The organism is Streptomyces sp. NPDC007264, assembly GCF_042869095.1.
Taxonomy (GTDB): domain Bacteria; phylum Actinomycetota; class Actinomycetes; order Streptomycetales; family Streptomycetaceae; genus Streptomyces.
In genome coordinates, this window is sequence record NZ_JBIAFD010000053.1 from 1 (window position 1) to 1,089 (window position 1,089).

The 1,089-nt window shown below is 69.3% G+C and carries 1 protein-coding gene; it reads right to left on the bottom strand.

The genetic code is table 11. The annotated features are described in order from the left end of the window. Window positions 1-23: 23 nt before the first annotated feature. Window positions 24-1,009, bottom strand: a protein-coding gene (locus tag ACFYMU_RS33435; RefSeq protein WP_388381497.1) for an IS5 family transposase whose coding sequence is annotated in 2 segments (ribosomal slippage) — window positions 24-584 and window positions 587-1,009 — 984 coding nt in all. Because the reading frame shifts where the segments join, the coding sequence is not laid out codon by codon here. Window positions 1,010-1,089: the final 80 nt, after the last annotated feature.

The following is a 1,089-nucleotide window of genomic DNA, read 5'->3' on the forward strand; positions in this document are numbered from 1 at the left end:
CTAGGTCCTGTCTGGAGTTCGGATCAAGAGTGTGGTGCGATGCTTCGGAGCCAGAGCATCGCACCACACAGGTGCAGTCCGGCCTCGTAGCTCTCCGGGGTCTTGTCGTACCGGGTAGCGATGCCGCGCCAGTTCCGCAGCCGGTTGATGCACCGTTCCACGGTGTTGCGCTCCTTGTAGAGCGTCGCGTCGTGCGAGACCGGCCGACCGCCGGCGCTGCCACGCTTCTTGCGGTTCGCGGCCTGGTCGACCTTCTCCGGGATCACGGCTCGGATCCCGCGTCGTCGCAGGTAGCGGCGGTTGCGTCGGGACGAGTACGCCTTGTCCGCGGCCACCGCGTCCGGCCGGGTCCGCGGGCGCCCGATCGGGCCGCGCACCTTCACCCGTTCCAGGACCGGGGCGAACTGCGGGCTGTCGCCGGCCTGCCCGGGCGTGAGGACGAACGCGAGCGGGCGGCAGCGCCGGTCGGCCGCCACGTGGATCTTGCTGGTCAGTCCGCCCCGGGAACGTCCCAGCCCGGCGGCTTTCAAGCGGGCCCGGTGTCGCCGACGGACCCGTCGCCGCTCGATGCGCGCCTCGTCCTCTCCCTGTCCGTCCTGCGTTCTTTGCTCCTTGTTCTCGCCCCTTTTTCGGCCTCGACGGCCATTTCCAAGGCTGCCAACTGCTCGGGGTCCAGGGCCATCCCTGCGGCGTGGTGGTGGGCCCGGGCGGTCGCCGAGTCCACGCTGACCAGGCCCAGGTCGGTCTGGCCGCGGGCGGCGGCCTCGGCGATCACTGCCTGCATCAGGTTCTGGAAGACGCCCTGCGTCGCCCAGATCCGAAAGCGGTCGTACGCGCTCTGCCAAGGTCCGAACTCGGTTGGCAGGTCACGCCAGGGGCTACCGGTCCGGAACCGCCACATCACCGCGTTGAAGTGTTTCCGCAGGTCAGGGACGGGCCCAACCGCGGCAATCGGGAGATGGGGCTCGACCAGGGCCCACTGCTCGTCGGTGAGATCGCCTCGCGCCATGACTGACGGCCTATCAAGAACGAGCCCCCGCGCGCAGGCGATCTACCGAACTCCTGATCCGAACTCCAGACAGGACCTAG